At 70.0% G+C, this 16,733-nt stretch carries 15 protein-coding genes and 2 pseudogenes; 9 read left to right on the forward strand and 8 right to left on the reverse strand.

From position 1 onward, the window contains the following. The first annotated feature begins 15 nt into the window (after positions 1-15). From I004_RS0120870 to I004_RS39545, 6 genes are all read left to right on the forward strand, one after another. Positions 16-855 (forward strand): TatD family hydrolase, encoded by an 840-nt coding sequence (locus tag I004_RS0120870; RefSeq protein WP_028437101.1) that lies wholly within the window; start codon positions 16-18, stop codon positions 853-855. 245 nt (positions 856-1,100) lie between these two features. After that, on the forward strand, positions 1,101-2,546 hold the full coding sequence (locus tag I004_RS35135) for a resuscitation-promoting factor (RefSeq protein WP_486580160.1): 1,446 nt from the start codon (positions 1,101-1,103) through the stop codon (positions 2,544-2,546). Between the two features lie 83 nt (positions 2,547-2,629). Continuing rightward, positions 2,630-3,481, forward strand: coding sequence for a 16S rRNA (adenine(1518)-N(6)/adenine(1519)-N(6))-dimethyltransferase RsmA (gene rsmA / locus I004_RS0120880; RefSeq protein WP_028437102.1), 852 nt, complete (start codon positions 2,630-2,632; stop codon positions 3,479-3,481). Further along, entirely contained in the window at positions 3,478-4,419 is a 942-nt protein-coding gene (locus I004_RS0120885) for a 4-(cytidine 5'-diphospho)-2-C-methyl-D-erythritol kinase (RefSeq protein WP_028437103.1), read from the forward strand. The genes rsmA and I004_RS0120885 overlap by 4 nt, the downstream gene beginning before the upstream one ends. A 387-nt stretch (positions 4,420-4,806) precedes the next feature. Beyond that, on the forward strand, positions 4,807-5,616 hold the full coding sequence (locus I004_RS0120890; RefSeq protein ID WP_028437104.1) for a hypothetical protein: 810 nt from the start codon (positions 4,807-4,809) through the stop codon (positions 5,614-5,616). Positions 5,617-5,725: 109 nt separating this feature from the next. Further along, entirely contained in the window at positions 5,726-5,911 is a 186-nt protein-coding gene (locus I004_RS39545; RefSeq protein ID WP_028437105.1) for a hypothetical protein, read from the forward strand. A 232-nt stretch (positions 5,912-6,143) separates the two neighbouring features. On the opposite strand, the gene I004_RS35140 is transcribed toward I004_RS39545, so the two are convergent. The 4 genes and pseudogenes from I004_RS35140 to I004_RS35145 all read right to left on the reverse strand — a co-directional run bounded on the left by I004_RS35140 (position 6,144) and on the right by I004_RS35145 (position 9,318). Continuing rightward, positions 6,144-7,334, reverse strand: a complete 1,191-nt coding sequence (locus I004_RS35140; protein WP_051345265.1) for an AAA family ATPase — start codon at positions 7,332-7,334, stop codon at positions 6,144-6,146. A 28-nt stretch (positions 7,335-7,362) separates the two neighbouring features. After that, positions 7,363-8,166 (reverse strand): SDR family oxidoreductase, encoded by an 804-nt coding sequence (locus tag I004_RS0120905; RefSeq protein WP_028437106.1) that lies wholly within the window; start codon positions 8,164-8,166, stop codon positions 7,363-7,365. 12 nt (positions 8,167-8,178) lie between these two features. Beyond that, positions 8,179-8,481: a DUF397 domain-containing protein gene (locus I004_RS0120910; RefSeq protein WP_028437107.1), complete on the reverse strand. Its 303-nt coding sequence runs from the start codon at positions 8,479-8,481 to the stop codon at positions 8,179-8,181. Beyond that, positions 8,478-9,318: pseudogene (locus tag I004_RS35145) on the reverse strand (helix-turn-helix domain-containing protein). The gene I004_RS0120910 and the pseudogene I004_RS35145 overlap by 4 nt, the downstream one beginning before the upstream one ends. A 279-nt stretch (positions 9,319-9,597) precedes the next feature. Between I004_RS35145 and I004_RS0120925 the strand changes: the two are divergent. Together I004_RS0120925 and I004_RS37635 are read left to right on the forward strand one after the other, a co-directional pair. Then, positions 9,598-9,804 (forward strand): hypothetical protein, encoded by a 207-nt coding sequence (locus I004_RS0120925; protein WP_028437110.1) that lies wholly within the window; start codon positions 9,598-9,600, stop codon positions 9,802-9,804. A gap of 1,921 nt (positions 9,805-11,725) precedes the next feature. Then, positions 11,726-13,438: pseudogene (locus I004_RS37635) on the forward strand (ATP-binding SpoIIE family protein phosphatase); the annotation flags it as partial. A 72-nt stretch (positions 13,439-13,510) separates the two neighbouring features. Here the strand turns inward: I004_RS37635 and I004_RS39095 are convergent. From I004_RS39095 to I004_RS0120950, 4 genes are all read right to left on the reverse strand, one after another. Continuing rightward, positions 13,511-13,828 (reverse strand): hypothetical protein, encoded by a 318-nt coding sequence (locus I004_RS39095; protein WP_028437111.1) that lies wholly within the window; start codon positions 13,826-13,828, stop codon positions 13,511-13,513. Beyond that, a complete protein-coding gene (locus tag I004_RS0120940; protein WP_028437112.1) occupies positions 13,825-14,643 on the reverse strand; it encodes an SAM-dependent methyltransferase in 819 nt (272 codons plus the stop codon). Before I004_RS0120940 ends, I004_RS39095 begins: the two co-directional genes overlap by 4 nt. A gap of 215 nt (positions 14,644-14,858) precedes the next feature. Continuing rightward, complete coding sequence (locus tag I004_RS0120945; RefSeq protein WP_028437113.1) at positions 14,859-15,116, reverse strand: DUF397 domain-containing protein; 258 nt, start codon at positions 15,114-15,116, stop codon at positions 14,859-14,861. Further along, positions 15,113-15,994, reverse strand: a complete 882-nt coding sequence (locus I004_RS0120950) for a Scr1 family TA system antitoxin-like transcriptional regulator (protein WP_028437114.1) — start codon at positions 15,992-15,994, stop codon at positions 15,113-15,115. The genes I004_RS0120945 and I004_RS0120950 overlap by 4 nt, the downstream gene beginning before the upstream one ends. Before the next feature lie 89 nt (positions 15,995-16,083). Here I004_RS0120950 and I004_RS38330 point away from each other — a divergent pair, with 89 nt between their 5' ends. Beyond that, the gene (locus tag I004_RS38330; protein WP_078511538.1) at positions 16,084-16,629 is read left to right on the forward strand and encodes an ATP-binding protein; all 546 of its coding nucleotides are present in this window, start codon (positions 16,084-16,086) and stop codon (positions 16,627-16,629) included. Positions 16,630-16,733 lie beyond the last annotated feature (104 nt).

The raw sequence follows: 16,733 nt of genomic DNA on the forward strand, positions 1-16,733 counted from the left end.
GCCTAGGATCGCGGCATGCCGACGTCCACGCAGCAGCAGAAGCCGCAGCCCGCGCCGCCGCTGCCCGAACCGCTCCGCGTGCCGGTCGCCGATTCGCACACGCACCTCGACATGCAGGAGCCGTCGGTGGAGGAGGCGCTGGCCGCCGCGGCGTCGGCCGGGGTCACCACGCTCGTACAGGTCGGGTGCGACCTCGAGCGCTCCCGGTGGGCGGCGGAGACCGCGGCCGCTCACCCCGCGGTGCACGCGGCCGTCGCCCTGCACCCCAACGAGGCGCCCCGTGCGGCCCAGCGGGGCGAACTGGACTCGTCCCTCACGGAGATCGAGAAGCTCGCCGCGCTGCCGCAGGTGCTCGCCGTCGGGGAGACGGGCCTCGACTACTTCCGCACGGGTGAGGACGGGATCGCCTCGCAGCAGTACTCGTTCCGCGCGCACATCGCCATCGCCAAGCGGCAGGAGTGCGCGCTCGTCATCCACGACCGGGAGGCGCACGCGGACGTGCTGCGCATCCTCGACGAGGAGGGCGCTCCCGAGCGCACCGTCTTCCACTGCTTCTCGGGAGACGCGGACATGGCCCGGCACTGCGCTTCCAGGGGCTGGTTCATGTCCTTCGCGGGGAACGTCACCTTCAAGAACGCGCAGCCGTTGCGCGACGCGCTCGCCGCCGCACCGCCCGAGCTGGTCCTCGTGGAGACGGACGCGCCCTTCCTGACACCGGCGCCGTACCGCGGACGGCCTAACGCGCCGTACCTCGTTCCGGTCACGCTGCGCGCGATGGCCGAGACGAAGGACATGCCGGAAGACTCGCTGGCAGAGCACGTGGCCGCCAACACCGCGCGCGCCTTCGGGTATTGAGCAGACCCCTTGGCGAGGGCTCGACAAGTCCGTGAGAACAACTCTTTGTGGTCAACCGACTTTGGAGAGTGACCGGTGCTCCGGTTACAGTCCGCGCGACATCCCGCCGGACCTTGGAGCGCGTGTTGAGCCAGACGCAGGGAAGTCATCGCGCGGTGCGCCGTGGGGGTCGCGACGCGCTCGGGGGGCAGGTGAAGCCGTCGCCGCGTGTGCCCGAGCAGAGGTACGAGGAGTACCGGGGCCTCATGGTCCGCCCAGGACTTCCCCCCATGTACGTGCCGCCGGTATACACCCCCGCCCCCGCCAACGGCAGGCGCCGGGCGTACGGGCAGCCGGCGCACGGCCCGTATCCGCAGTACCCTCCGCGCGCCCCGTATCCGGCGCCCCGGCAGCCGGTTGGCCAGACCGGGTCCGTGACCGTCCCGGCGCCTGCTCCGGCGCCGACAGCCCCGCCGGCCCCGCCCGCTCCCCCGTCGCGCCACGGACGGAATCCCGACGACACCTACCGGCCGTCCTACGAACAGGCGGAAGCCAAGCGGCCCGAGGGCGGGCGCGCCGCCCTGCGGCGCGCCGCCCGCGAGCGCAAGGCCGCCCAACGCCCGGAACTCCTCCGCCGGTTGGTGCCCCAGGCGCTCGTCGTGGCCTTCCTGGCGGGCGGCACCTCGGCCTTCGTCGCGCACGACAAGGAGGTCCGGCTCAGCGTCGACGGCTCGCCCCGCACGCTGCACACCTTCGCCGGTGACGTGGGTGAACTCCTCTCCCACGAAGGCGTGGAGCTGGGCGAGCACGACAGCGTGGGCCCGTCACCGGACCGGCCGCTCGCCGACGGCGACGAGGTCGCCTTCAGCCACGGCCGCCCCCTCGACCTCACTCTCGACGGCACGCGCCACCGCGTGTGGACCACCGCCCGCACCGTTCACGACGCGCTGAAGCGCATGGGCGTACGGACCCAGGGTGCGGCTCTGTCGCTCACCCCGAGCGCCGACATCCCCCGAAGCGGCCTGCGGCTGGAGGTGAGCACGGAGCGCACCGTCATCTTCCTCGCCGACGGGGAGGAGAAAAGCCTGCGCACCAACGCCGGCACGGTGCTCGAAGCGCTCACGGAGGCCGGGATCGAACTGGACGGTCTCGACGCCACCTCCGCACCGATGGACAGCTTCCCGCGCGACGGCCAGACGATCACGGTGATGAGGATCACCGGCAGCGAGAAGGTCAAGGAGGAGCGGATCCCGTTCAAGACCGTGCGGCACGCGGATCCCCAACTCCCGCAGGGCACAGAGGTCGTGGCCCGCGAGGGCAGGACGGGTCTGCGCCGCGTCACCTACCGGCTGCGTACCGTCAACGGCGTGCGGGAGAAGCCGCGCCGCATCGCCGTCGAGGTGCTGCGGCATCCGCGCAAGCAGATCATCCGCGTGGGCACGCTCCCGCTGCCGCAGTCCGTTCCGGGCGCCGACCACCTCAACTGGGCGGCGCTGGCGCAGTGCGAGTCGGGCAGCCGTCCCGGCGCCGTGGACGCCTCGGGACACCACGGCGGGCTCTACCAGTTCGACACCCCCACCTGGCACGCCCTGGGCGGCAGCGGCCATCCGCAGCATGCCCCCGCGCATGAGCAGACCTACCGCGCGAAGAAGCTGTACGTCTCACAGGGGGCGAGTCCGTGGCCGTACTGCGGCCGTAAACTGTCGCAGTGACCGCAGCCCACGACCCTGATCACGAGTCCGGTCAGGAGCTCGACCACCAGCACGCCGCGCCCGAGCACGGCACGGGCCCCCTCATGGGCGCCGCGGACATCCGTGAGCTGGCCGGTGCGATGGGCGTGCGGCCCACGAAGCAGCGCGGGCAGAACTTCGTCATCGACGCGAACACGGTGCGCAGGATCGTCCGGACGGCGGACATCCACACCGACGACGTCGTGCTGGAGGTCGGGCCCGGCCTGGGCTCGCTGACCCTGGCGCTCCTCCAGAGCGCCGACCGCGTCGTCGCCGTCGAGGTCGACGACGCGCTCGCAGCCGGCCTTCCGGCCACCGTCGAGACCCGACTGCCGCGCCGCGCCGAGCACTTCACGCTCGTGCACGCGGACGCGATGGACGTGACGCGGCTACCGGGGCCGCAGCCGACCGCTCTGGTCGCCAACCTCCCCTACAACGTGGCCGTTCCGGTGCTGCTGAACATGCTGGCGTCGTTCCCGACGCTGCGCCGCGGCCTGGTCATGGTCCAGGCGGAGGTCGCCGACAGGCTCGCGGCGGCACCCGGTTCGCGGGTCTACGGCGTGCCGTCGGTGAAGGCCGCCTGGTACTGCGAGGTGAAGCGGGCGGGCGCGATCGGCCGGAACGTCTTCTGGCCCGCGCCGAACGTGGACTCCGGCCTGGTCTCGCTCGTACGGCGTGATCCGCCGCGCACGCGTGCCTCGCGCGAGGAGGTGTTCGCCGTCGTGGACGCGGCGTTCGCGCAGCGCCGTAAGACGCTGCGGTCGGCCCTCGCGCGCTGGGCCGGTTCCGCGGCGGCGGCCGAGGAGGCGCTGACCGGCGCGGGCGTCTCGCCGCGTGCGCGCGGGGAGCAGCTGACGGTCGAGGAGTTCGCCGCGATCGCGGAGCAGCGCACCGAGCACGAGGAGAACGCCGCGTGAGTGACGAGCACGTGTCCGCTGCGGACGGGGTGACCGCGCGGGTGCCCGCGAAGGTCAACGTCCAGCTGGCGGTGGGAGGCCTGCGCCCCGACGGCTTCCACGGGCTGGCCAACGTCTTCCTCGCCGTCGGCCTCTACGACGAGGTCACCGCGAGCCCCGCCGAAGAGCTGCGGGTGACGGTCTCGGGTCCGGACGCCCGTCACGTACCGCTCGACGACAGCAACCTGGCTGCGCGGGCGGCGCGGCTTCTCGCCGAACGGCACGGCCGCTCACCGCACGTGAGTCTGCACATCGTGAAGGACATCCCCGTCGCGGGCGGCATGGCGGGAGGCAGCGCCGACGCGGCGGGTGCGTTGCTGGCGTGCGACGCACTGTGGGGAACGAGGACGCCGCGGGACGAACTGCTCGCGTGCTGCGCGGAATTGGGCTCCGACGTGCCGTTCTCCCTCGTCGGCGGCGCCGCGCTCGGTCAGGGGCGCGGCGAGCTGCTGACGCCGGTGGAGACCGGCGGGACGTTCCACTGGGTGTTCGCCCTCGCCGACGGCGGACTGTCGACGCCGGCCGTCTACCGGGAGTGCGACAGGCTGCGCGAGACCTCCGGCACCGGCGCGGGGATCGACTCCGTGCCCGAACCGCGTCCGTCCCAGCGGCTGTTCGACGCCCTGCGCACGGGCGACGCGGCGGAGCTGGCCGCCTCCGTCTCCAACGACCTTCAGCCGGCGGCGCTTTCGCTGCGCCCGTCGCTGGCCGACACGCTCAAGACCGGGACCGCGGCGGGCGCCCTGGCCGCGCTCGTCTCCGGCTCGGGCCCGACGTGTGCGTTCCTGGCGGCGGACGCGCGGTCGGCGGAGGCGGTCGCCTCCGCGCTGGAAGAGTCCGGGCACTGCCGCTCCGCTCGCACCACGACGTCCCCGGCTCCGGGCGCGACGCTTCGCTGACGGCGTACCGACGGCGCAGTGACAAGGCGGCAGTTTCGTCCTGACCGTTCCGCCCCGACCTCAACCGGCCATCATCGGCGGCCTGTTCAGCGAACCGCTCCGAACTGTCGTGCGGTGTCTGCCTATTATCCGGGCCGTGATAACCAACCTCTTACGAGGCAGGCAGCGCTCGACGCCTCCGCGGGCGCGGCATCACCCACCGCATCGCCCGCAAAGGTGCCGAGACCTCCCAACGGCTGGGCCGCCACCCAGCTCCGCAGGTGGTCGTAGTCGTAGCCCTTGTCGGGCGCGCTTGACTTGTTGTCGAACTTCGGAACAACCAAATACGACTTAGACCAGCAGATCACCCAATTCGGCCAATAGTAGTCGAGACCCATGGAGCATTGAATGCCACGCCATGACACGTCAAACGCGCCGGTCTTCAGTCTGTACTACATCGCTATCGATACCGAGGCCGGCGTGACGCCGGAGCAATTCGAAGCCTTTGTTCGCCATAAAGGCGTGCACATTCCCTGCTACCCCGGATGGCGCTGGACGCTGCTGCGCGGCCTGCGTGGCGAACGAGCCGGCCAATACATGATGCTGTTCGAAATCGATAACGCCGGGCAGCGCGACCGCTACCTGGCGGCTGACGGCAATCAAACAGAATTGGCACGCCAGTTCTGGCGCGATCGTCGCGAAGCCCGGGAGCTTATCCGCGAATGGAGGAAATACGCCACATTCAGCGAATTGCCCACGATCTATACCGACTACCGTTTGCTGGCGGAGAACAAGAAAAGCACCGTCACCGATGGGCCGCGTTATCAGGAGCGCCGCCCAGGAGAAGAACCTCGCGCCCGGGTGATCGGCATCCACAATCTCGCACTGCGCCCCGACGTCCGGGCAGATACCTTCGAAAACTTCATCGCTGAAAATCATCATCGCATCGAGGACTATCCCGACTGGAAATTCCGCCTGCTGAAAGGCGAGCGCGGAAACCGGCTGGATCAGTACGTAGTACTGATGGAGATTGCCAGCCTCGCGGCACTCCATGCGTTCTATCCTGATGCGGACATCGCGACTGCCGAGGCTTCTGCATTCGCCAAGACCTATCGGGACACGAAGCAGATGTACGAGGAATGGAAGCAGCTGGCTTCGTTCTCCGGCTCACCGCAGATCTACACCGATTACCTGTCGGTGGCGGAAAGCCTGAGCTGACACAAGTGAGGTGATCTCACCAACTTTCAGTTGGTCTTGCCGTGTTCGAAATGGGTGAGTACAAGTGCGGCTTTGACGATGTGGCTGATCTTGCGGGGCTGGTTGTGACGTGTCGCAGGGCCTGCCAGCGGCCGGTGAACAGGGCGAATCCGCGTTCGCCGAGACATCGCAGGCTGCGGAGTACGGGGCCGACTTCGCAGACGCCGTACTGCCCCAGGCGGACCTCAAGGGTGCCCGGCTGCCTCCGGCGATTGCCCGGCACCCCGACGTCGTCGAGCGCATGCAAGACGAGTAGGCCGGAAGGACGGCACGCCGGACGGAGGTCCCTGCGGGCAGGGACGACCTTCAGCTCAGGGCTTGCGGGAAGGCTGAGTTGACCGAGGTGATCCCGCCGTCCACGGGAACCGTGACGCCGTGATCCACTCCGCCTCGGGGGATGCCAGGAAGGCGACGGCCGCGGCGATGTCGTCGGGGCGGCCGCCCCGGCGCCCGGCGCCACCCTGATCCACGGCTGAACGGCCCTGTTCTCAGCGGAACTTGCGGTCTTCTCCGGTGTGGCTTGTCCGTCCTGCGGAGCGCGTCCATCCGGCCCGGGCCACGATTGCGTCGGCGGCCTCCTCGACGGTGCGCTCGTCGGTGTCGATGCGAAGGTCGCCGATGGCGGCGCGTTCCAGGGCGTCCGCGTCCGTCGCCGCCTCGTCGGCGACACGGAGCAGGTGTGCAGTGGACTGCCCTCTCAGCGGGTCGCCCGGTTGCGCCCAGCTGCCACCTTGCCCGCGCTGCGTGATCCGCCTCGCCAATCGGTCACGCGAGGCGTGGAGCCGGCACAACGTGACCGTGGCAGCGGGCAGTTCGTCGGCGTAGGTCCTGATCGCGGCCTCGTCCTCGACCGGACCGACGACGATCACGCACTGGGCCCCGGCCGCACGGTAGGTCTGCCAGAGTGCCGCCAGATTCCGGGCCTTCACGCGGTGGTTGCCGGGATCGTCGGCCATGACAGGGCCGCAGAAGCCGAGTTGGCCGACGTCGACGTAGGCCGCGGTGTGCCCGGCGCGCAGGGCCTTCTGGTAGACCGCGAACCCGACCGTCGACTTGCCGACGCCGGTCGCACCGCAGAGCCAGAGGATCCGTCCGTCGGCGGCGATCACCGAGTGTCCGTCGGGCGCCGTTCCCGCGGATGGCCTGCTCGGGCCGGTGACCGCAGGCCATCCGCCCGTGCGCTCCCGCACGAGCAGCGCCACCTCGGCCACCGGCAGGCCGCTCGTGTCGACGCACACGTCGGCGAGGTCGCTCGCATCCAGGGCATCGGCCTCGCGCAGCACGTCCTCCATCGCGTCGTCGCCCCGACCGCCGCGCGCCTCGAGTCGCCGCTTCAGATCACCTCGTCCGGCACGCAGTCGGCACAACGTCACCGCGGCGTCCGGGAGCTGGTCGAGAGGCACGCCCGCTTCGGCGTCGACGACACCGGAGACGATGACGCACCGGGCGCCCGCACGCCCGAAGTTCGCCACCAGCGCGCCGAGGTTCCGCGCCTTCATCCAGTGGCGGCCGGGGTCGGACGCGGACTCCGGGGAGCACATGCCCAGTTGGTCGATGTCGACGTACGCGGTCTGCACTCCGGCATGCGTGAACCGGGAGAACAGCTCCCAGCCGACCGCCGTCTTGCCGACGCCCGGTGGACCGCACAGCCACAGCACGGGGATCGCATCACGACTCAAGGAGCTGCCACCTCATCAGGCTGCGGGCCTACCCCGTCCGGTCCGGCTCGTCGGGGGCGCTCAGGGCCTGCGGGAAGGCGGAGTTGACCGCGGTGATGCCGCCGTCGACGGGAAGCGTCACGCCCGTGATCCACTCCGCGTCGGGGGACGCCAGGAAGGCGACGGCAGCGGCGATGTCGTCGGCGCGGCCGACCCTGCCCAGCGGGTAGAGGGCGGCCAGACGCCCAAGAGCTGCGTCGCGTCCCGCCCACGCGTCGGTGTGGACCGTGCCGGGGGCGACGAGGTTGACCCGTACGCCGCGCGGCCCGCCGTCTCCCGCGAGGGTGCGCGTGAGAGATGCGAGACCGGCCTTGGCGGCGCTGTAGGCGTGGTTGCCGAAGTCCTGAATGCCGTTGACGGAACCGATGTTGACGATCGCGCCGCGCCTTCCGGCCGCCGCGAGGTGTGGCATCGCGGCGCGGGTACAGCGGAAGGCGCCGGTGAGGGTGATGTCCAGGTCGCGGTCCCAGACGTCGTCCGGCTCGTCCTCCAGCAGTGCGGCGTCCGGGGTGCAGGAGTAGGCGTTGTTGACGAGGACGTCCAGCCGGCCGAAGTTCCGTACGGCCTCCGCGACCGCCGCCTCCACGGCCGCACGATCGCCCACGTCGCACGCCGTGGCCGCGGCCTCGCCGCCGTCGGCGCGGATCGCCTCGGCGGCGCGCTCGGCCCGCGCGCCGTCCAGGTCGGTCACCGTCACTCGCGCGCCCTCGGCGGCCAGCCGTCGGGAGACGGCGGCGCCGATCCCCTGCCCCGCGCCCGTGACCAGCGCCGCGTAACCCTCGAACCGCCGCATGGGAAGCGGGAGTTACGCCTGTGCGGCGTACGAGACGAAGGCGGTCCAGGCGCCGGGGGCGACGGCGAGGTGCGGGCCTTCCTTGTCCTTGGAGTCCCGCACGTGGACGGTGCCGGGGCACGCCGCGAACTCGACGCAGCTGTCGCCCTGGGTGCCGCTGTAGCTGGACTTGCTCCAGGAGAGGGCGACCTCGACGCAGCTGTCGCCCGAAGTGCCGCTGTAGCTGGACTTGCTCCAGGAGAGGGCGACCTCGACGCAGTTGTCGCCGTCGGGGCTGCTGTAGGTCGACTTGAACCAGGCCGGTCCGGTGCTCATAGCGCTCCTCGCATCCGCTTCAGCAGGCTCGTCGATTCGGCATGGGAGAGAGCCTGTGAGCGCATCTTGGCATAACGCATCTGGAGCACGCTGACCTCTTTCGCGTCGGAGATCAGCCGGCCGTTCTCCTGGCCCTCGCTGTAGCCGAGCCAGCGGTTGTGCGGCGTCTCCAGCAACTGCACGGGACCGTCGAGGCAGGCGTGCTCCTCCCGGTCGGCGGGCACGACCTGGATTCTCCACATTGCGCAACGCGCCCCGCTCCAGGAGATGTTCGAGCTGCTCCCGGGTGACCGCCATACCGCCCAGCCGCCGCATGAGGACCGACTCCTCGACGATGAAGCTGAACGGTGTCCCGGGGCGCTCGGTGAGCAGCCGCTGGCGCTCCGCCCGTGCGGTGACCTGCAATTCGAGCTGGGTGTCCGTCAGCGGCGGCAGGCTGTTGTCGAACACGGCGCGGGCATACGTCTCGCTCTGGAGCAGTCCGGGCACGAGGCGGCACTCGTACGTGCAGAGATTCACGGCCTCCTTCTCCAGCCGCGCCCACTCCCGGAACCAGGTCGCCAACCCCGGCTGCCGTCCCACGTGTTGGGCCGCCGCCCGCAGCACCCCGAAGGCGTCCAGCGCCTCTTCGGCCTTCTCGACGAAGTCGGGCGGCGGCAGGCGGCGGCCCTGCTCGATGGAGCTGATCATGGGATGCGAGTACTGCACCAGTGCGGCCAGCGCGTCCTGGGTGATCCCCGCCCGTTCCCGGAAGACCTTCACGATCGCGCCGAAGGACTTGAGGCTGTCCGACGTCTCCGGCTCGCCGGCCCACGACCTGCCCGCGCTGTGCGCCATTTCCGGCCCCCTCCGGTACCGCCCGCCCCGACGTGTTGCGGTTCCATGATGGTCACAGACAGTGAACGAATGTGTCCACGGAGTCGTGCTGGTACGGCGTTGGCGCGTACCAGCAGCACGTCCAACCGAGCGGATGGCGGCGACGAACGGTGTCGCGCGGAGTGCGCGAGTGACCACTCCGTGTTGGACTGGTCGGGGTGGCGCCCGTGCGCGGCCCGTACGGCACCGGACGGACCTGGGCGGGCGCCAGGCGTGACACCGAGGAAGCGGAGGCAGCCCGTGGCGGAGCCCGGAGACGACGAGCGGCTCAACGGGCGCCTCGTGGCCGTGGCAGCGCTGGGACTCGTACTGTTCGTTCCGCCGGTGCTGGCTCAGTTCGACCGCGGCGGCCGGATCTTCGACGTCCCGGTGATCTGGTTCTACATCTATCTCGTCTGGGCGGTCGTGATCGCTCTGATCGCCGTCGTCTGCGGCAGATCGAGGTAGCGCCGTGCTGCTTCAGACCTGGGTCATCGTCACGGTTTCAGTGGTGTACGTCGGGCTGCTCTTCGGCGTGGCCTTCTGGGCCGACCGGCGGGCTGACACCGGCCGAAGCGTGATCAAGAACGCGACCGTATACGCGCTGTCCCTGGCGGTGTACGAGACGGCGTGGGCCTACTACGGCAACGTCGGAACCGCCGCCGGCGACGGAATCGGCTTCCTGTCGGTCTATCTGGGCCCGACGCTCCTGTTCGCGCTGGGCTGGCTGGTGCTGCGCAGAATCATCCGGATCAGCCGCCGCCACCGCATCACCTCGCTGGCCGACTTCGTCTCCGCCCGCTACGGCAAGAGCGCCGCGCTGGGCGGCCTGGTGACGATCATCGCCGTGATCGGGATCGTCCCCTACATCTCGCTGCAGCTCAAGGCGGTCTCCAACGCCTTCGAGATCCTTCGGCGGCACCCTGAGATCACTCCCATCTCGGGGCTGGGCCACCTTTCACCGCTCCAGGACTCGGCGTTCTACGTGGCGCTGACGCTCGCCGCCTTCACCATCCTCTTCGGCACCCGCCACCTGGACACCACCGAGCGCCACGAGGGCGTGGTCGCCGCGATCGCCTTCGAGTCGGTCGTCAAGCTCGTGATGTTCCTCTCGGTCGGCTTCTTCGTGACCTTCGGGCTGTTCGGTGGGTTCGGCGACCTGTTCTCCCGGGCAGCGGACGCCGACTTCTCGCAGCTGTTCTCGCTGAAGCGGGAGACCAGTTACGGCACCTGGATCTGGCTGAACCTGCTGGGCGTGTTCGCGATCGTGCTGCTGCCCCGGCAGTGGCAGATGATCGTCGTCGAGAACGTCGACGAACGGCACCTCAAACGGGCGATGTGGCTGTTCCCGCTGTATCTGCTCGCGTTCACCTTCTTCGTGCTTCCGATCGCGGCCGGCGGGCTGCTGACGTTCGGACCGTCCGTCAGCCCCGACACCTACATGCTGACCTTGCCGATGGCCGAGGGCCCGCAGGTGCTCGCGCTGCTGGTCTTCATCGGCGGCATCAGCGCGGGCACCAGCATGATCATCGTCGAGACGATCGCGCTCAGCACGATGGTGTCGAACTCACTGGTGGTGCCGCTGCTGCTGCACGCACGGTCCCGCCTGGTGCAGCGGGACGACCTGTCGAAGCTGGTGCTGGGCATTCGCCGGGCGACCATCGTGCTGATCCTGCTCCTCGGATACGCCTACTTCCGGCTCGCCGGGGAGGGGCCGACGCTGGGGACGATCGGCACGGTGTCGTTCGCGGCCGTGGCCCAGTTCGCGCCCGCCGTCCTGGGCGGCCTGTTCTGGAAGGGCGGTACCCGCCGAGGCGCGCTGAGCGGCCTCGTCGCGGGGTTCGCCGTGTGGGCGTACACCCTGCTGCTGCCGAACTTCGCCGCCGCCGACCTGCTGCCTGCCTCGTTCCTGCGTGAGGGGCCGTTCGGCATCGGGTGGCTACGGTCGCAGCACCTGTTCGGCCTGACGGGGCTGGACCCGGTCAGCCACGCGATGTTCTGGAGTGCGCTGCTGAACCTCGGCCTCTATGTCGTGGTCTCACTCGCCGACCATCCGAGCGCCGGCGAGCGGGCTCAGGCCGTGCAGTTCGTCGACATCCTCGCGGAACCTGTCAGGGAACAGCGTTGGCATGCCCGTACGACCATCGGCGAACTCCAGACTCTGCTGGAGCGCTTCCTCGGGAAGGAGGGCGCCCAGCGGGCGTTGCGCTCCTACCCGGGGGAAAGGCCCGACTCGCTGACAGCCGAAGCCTCCCCCGATCTGGTCCATCACGCGGAATCCCAGCTCGCGGGCTCGGTAGGCGCCGCATCCGCGCGGCTCGCGGTCGACACGGTGGTCGGAGAGGAGCAGTGGGGCAGCGCCGAGGTCATCGAGATGATCGGCGAGGCGTCACAGAGAGTCGAGCTGGTCGAGCGACGGCTGAGGCTGCTCTACGACGCGACCGGCGGCATCGGCACGAGCCTCGATGTGACGCACACGGCCGAGGAGCTGGCCCAGGTGGCGGTGCCGCGTTTCGCCGACTACGTCACCGTCGACCTGGCCGAACCCGTGCTGCGCGGGGACGAACCGGGGGTGGACGGGGCCGGCATCACCACCCGCGACGGCAGCACGCGGCTGCGGCGCACAGCTTTCAGCGGCATCCACGAGAGCCCTCCCCTCTTCCCCGTCGGGGACCAAATCGCTTTCGTGTCGTCCTCGCCGCAGGCCCGCAGCTTCGCGAGCGGCCGGGCGATCCTGGTGCCTCGTCTGGGTGAAGCACCGGGGTGGCAGGCGGTGGACCACGAGCGGGCCGCCCGCGTCATCGAATACGGAATCCACTCACTGATCGCGGCGCCGCTGCCCGCCCGAGGCGTACGGCTGGGCGTGGTCAACTTCTGGCGCTCGGAGCAGCCCGAACCCTTCGAGGACGACGACCTCACTCTCGCCGCCGAACTGGCCGCACGCGCCGCCGTCTCCCTCGACAACGCGCGCCGCTACACCCGCGAGCACGGCATGGCCGTCACGCTGCAGCGGAGCCTGCTGCCTCGCGCCCTGCCCGAGATGGACGCCGTCGAGGTGGCCTCGCGCTATCTGCCCGCGCAGGAGGGCGTCGGCGGCGACTGGTTCGACGTCATCCCGCTGCCCGGAACCCGCGTCGCGCTGGTCATGGGCGACGTCGTCGGGCACGGGCTGCATGCCGCGGCCACGATGGGACGTCTGCGCACGGCGGTGCACAACTTCTCCTCTCTCGACCTTCCGCCCGACGAAATCCTCGGCTACCTGGACGAGTTGGTCCTCCGCATCGACCAGGACGCGCTCAACGCGGGTGACCAGACCACGATCACCGGCGCTACCTGCCTCTGCGCGATCTACGACCCCATCTCCAGGGACTGCCTCATCGCCAGGGCCGGCCATCTGGCACCGGCGCTGGCGTATCCCGACGGAACGGTCGAGTTGCCCGAGGTGCCCCCCGGCCCTCCACTCGGCGTCGGCGGACTGCCCTTCGAGACCGCCGAGTTGCGCCTTCCAGAGGGCGTTCGCCTCGTCCTGTTCACCGACGGCCTCGTCGAGCGCCGCGGTGAGGACATCGACACGGGGCTGGAGCTGCTCCGCCAGACCCTGACCAGCGCGCCCCGGTCACCCGAGGAGACCTGCGACGCCGTCCTCGCGGCCATGCTGCCGGAGCCCCAGAGAGACGACGTCGCGCTGCTCGTCGCCCGTACGAAGGTGCTGGGGGCCGATCAGGTCGCCGAATGGGACCTCGAGACCGATCCCGCGGCGGTCGCCGGGCTGCGTGCCGCCGTCTCAGAACTGCTCGCGAGGTGGGGGCTGGAGGAGCTGATGGACACCACGGAACTGATCCTCAGCGAACTGACCACCAACGCCATGCGTCACGGCGTCGGGCCGATCAACGTACGGCTGATCCGCAACCGCACGCTCTTCTGCGAGGTCTCCGACCGCAGCAGCACCTCGCCGCACCTGCGCTATGCGGCCACCACGGACGAAGGCGGACGCGGTCTCTTCCTCGTCGCGCAGCTGACCGAGCGCTGGGGCACCCGCTACACCAAGGAGGGCAAGGTCATCTGGGCCGAGCAGACGATCCAGGGACCGCTTCCCATCTGATGTGCTCCGCGCCTCTGATGCGCGCCGCGCCGTCATTTGGGAGTCGACGGCGCGTCCAGCGGCTCGTCGAGGTCACTCGTCCGATCCACGTCCGGAAGCACCGTTGCCGCGAGCCGCACGCGACAGCGGGATCACGGGGGCGAGTTGCTCCGGACCCTCGTCGTCGCGGTCGGTCCCGGACGGGCCCGGTCCGCCGTCGGCCAGGGGAGCCTCGGGCCCCGTCGACTCTGCGCCGGTCTCCTCCCCGTGGCGGCCCGCGCCCATGAAGACGGAGAGCACCTGTGAGAGGGACTCCCCCGTCGCGCGTGCACGCACTCGCGCCATCGCCAGCTGGTGTTCGGTCGGCTTCGGGCCGCCTCGCCCGGGCTGCCTTCCGAGGGGGACGCTCATGGCTTCCTCCCGACCCCCGCGTAGAGAGTGGCGCTGCGGAGCAACTCGGCCTCCTCGCCGGTGACTTCGACGGGCTCCTGGGGCCTCCAGTCGTGTGCCGCGGTCACCCCGGGCTCGAGCAGCTCCAGTCCGTCGAAGAAGTTCTCGACCTCCTGCTTGTCGCGCAGCGCCACGGTGGTGCCGCCCGCGTCGTAGACCTTCTTCACGCCCTGCCAGGCCGCCGCGTCGAAGTCGGCGGTGACGTGGCTGAGCACCAGGAAGCTGCCGGACGCGAGCTGGTCGAGCAGACCGCGGACTATCTCGTACGGCTTGCGGTCGTCCGGGACGAAGTGCAGGAGCGCGACGAGCGACAGCGCGACCGGCTTGTCCAGGTCGATGACCTCACGCAGCCGCGGCGAGGCCAGGATGTCGTCGTCGCGCACGTCGGCGTTGATGTAGGCGGTGCGGCCCTCGGGGGTGCTGCGCATCAGCACGTGTGCGTACTCCAGCACGGTGGCGTCGTGGTCCGCGTAGACGACGCAGGAGTCGGGCGCCACCTCCTGGGCTATCTGGTGGAGGTTGGGCGATGTTGGGATGCCCGTGCCGATGTCGACGAACTGGCGAACTCCGTACTCGGCGGCGAGAGTTCGCGTCGCACGGTGCATGAAGTAGCGGTTGGTCTCGGCGGTGCGGCGGATCTGGGGGCAGACCGCGAGGACCTTCTCGGCGGCCTGCTCGTCGACGGGATACCAGTCCTTGCCGCCCAGGTAGTAGTCGTACATCCGGGCCGAGTGGGGCCGGCTGGTGTCGATCTCCGGCTTGCCGGACGTGGTCATCGGTGATCCCATTTCTGCCGTTTCGAGGCCGGCGGGGAAGGCACACGGCGAAAGTGCTTCCCCCGCCGGCCGGCCCGGCGTGGTCGGTGCAACTGAGGGGGGTGCGTGGTGCTGGGTGGTGCCGGTCGGTGCGTGCCGCTGCGTCGTGATGCCGAGTCGTGAGGCCAGTTGGCCGTCAGTGATCCGGTCGCGCCGCTCCGCAGCGGTTCAGCTGTTCAGCCGGTGAGGAAGTCGGCGTCACCCGACTTGGCCGCCTCGATGAAGTCCGTGATCCCGTGCTCCGAGTAAAGCAGGGCGGGGCTGTCGGGGTCCGTGGACTGACGAAGTGCCACCCGGCCGTCGGGAAGTCTCTTCGCCTCCACGCAGGCACCGCCGTTCTGGCCGCTCCACGGCTTGTGCCAGTCCTCGGTACCGAGTTCGCGTGCGGGCATCCCGTTGCGGACGGCAGGACCGCCGGCAGCTTCAAGGGTCATTTGTCGAACTCCTTACGCAGATTGCTCAGATACGTACGGGGATCCGGCACATGCTCCGTCGCCAGCAGCGAGACACGGGTGAGCGCCTCCAGATGCGTGACCACATCGGGCCGCTGGTCCAGATAGACGGCGCTGGTCAGCCCGACCTCGGTGTAGACGATGTCCTGCAACTCCCGTTCGTGGAAGCGGAAGTAGGTCACGTGGCCGCCCGTGCCCGGGTGGGGTCCCGCGGCGAGCGGCACGATCCGCAGCGAGACGTTCGGCATCTCGGCCGCCTCGGCCAGCCGGTCCAGCTGCGCCCTCATGACCGCCGGACCGCCCACCTCACGCCGCAGCGCGGCCTCCTCCAGTACGACCCACAACGTCGGTGCGTCGTCGCGCTCCAGCAACTCCTGTCGTCGCAACCGCAGTTCGACCCGGTGTTCCAGCACGTCGTCGGGCTCGTTGGGGAATCCGGCGCTGATGACCGCGCGGGCGTAGTCCCGTGTCTGCAACAGCCCCGTCACGTAGTGAGGTTCGTAGACGCGGATGACCTCCGCGTCCGTCTCCAGGCTCACGTAGCCGCGGAACCAGTCGGGCAGGGCGTCGCGGAACGGATACCACCAGCCGGGCGCGTTGGCGCGCTCGGCCATGGAGATGAATTCGTCGACCTCGGCCTCCGCCACGTCGTAGAGCCTCAATAGCTCCTTGACGTACGGGACTTTGAGACCGACCTGCGCGTTCTCCATGCGCCTGATCGTCAGGTGGTTCACGGCCAGGGCCTTGGCCGCGGCGTCGAGCCGGATGCCCTTGCGCTCACGCAGCTCCTTGAGCCGCTTCCCGAGGATGATGCGCAGCACCGTCGGAGCACTCGAACCGCTGGGCAGTGCATCGGTCACGCTCTCACCTCCCCGAGGCCGCGCGATGGTCACCGGCGCGGAAGTAGGACCGTACAGCACCGGCCGCGGCTGGTCGGAGCCGCACCAAAATGCCTCAACTCGGGCCGCTCATCTGCGCCTTCACTCTGAAATTATCAGAAGGAAGCTTGCGAGTTGAAGACCGCACGACCCATAGTTGGCCCGTGCTGCCCTTGAGCGTGCCCCCCACGCACCGCCGCCCACCGCGCCCGCCGTCCGACCCCGGTGCGGATTCACACGCGCTCCGGCTCCCGGCTGAGGACGTCAGCGTCCCCCGGGCCCGGCACGCGATGGACCGCTGGCTCGACCGCCGGGGTGCGTCGCCCGATTTACGAGAGCAAGCCGCCCTCGTTCTCTCGGAGTTGATCACCAACGCCGTCACGCACACCGACACCGCGTGGATCGTGTGCGCCGCGTCCTACTCCCCGTACGACGGAGTGCGGGTGGAGGTGCACGACGACGACACGAGCAGCCGTGCGCCGCAGCGGGGTGCGCCGTCGACCGAGAAGGAGTGCGGTCGGGGGCTGTTCATCGTCGAGTCGCTGGCCGAGTGCTGGGGCGTGGCGGTCTCCCCGGTGACGCGCGGCAGCGCGGTCTGGGCCCAGCTGCTCGGCTGAACGCGGCGGTGCGGCCGAGCGGACGTTCGGCTGATCTCTCGTCCAACTGGCGGGCGGATGCGTGCCCCTTTGCTCTCTCGCAGGCGTTGCCCGCCCGTGCCTCT

It is taken from the genome of Streptomyces sp. TAA486, assembly GCF_000426165.1.